A 299-nucleotide genomic window follows, 5' to 3' on the forward strand; every position below is an offset into this window, starting at 1 on the left:
CACATCATCTGCATTCGCAAACACATTTGCAACCTCTTTATTATTCTCCGCTAACTGTTTACCCATTCCAACTGCCTGTGAACCTATCCCCGGAAAAAGAAATGCTATATTTCACATTTCAAATCCTCCTCATATTGGAGTGGCTCTTTCTCCATTACGCTTGAAATAGTAGGAATAACTTCTTTCGCTACCATTTCTCTCGTGTGACGAATCGCACTAAATATTGATTGGTCATTGGAAGAACCGTGAGCCTTAATGACTGGAGCTTTCAATCCAAATAATGCCGCTCCTCCATACTC

The 299-nt window shown here is 41.1% G+C and carries 2 pseudogenes; both read right to left on the reverse strand.

What is annotated here, in order from left to right:
* A pseudogene (locus tag ACSG5Z_RS30775) lies at nucleotides 1-108 on the reverse strand (ACP S-malonyltransferase); the annotation flags it as partial.
* Nucleotides 105-299: pseudogene (locus ACSG5Z_RS30780) on the reverse strand (phosphate acyltransferase PlsX); the annotation flags it as partial. The pseudogenes ACSG5Z_RS30775 and ACSG5Z_RS30780, both read right to left, overlap by 4 nt.

The sequence above is a fragment of the Bacillus pretiosus genome (assembly GCF_051294775.1).
Lineage (GTDB): Bacteria > Bacillota > Bacilli > Bacillales > Bacillaceae_G > Bacillus_A > Bacillus_A wiedmannii.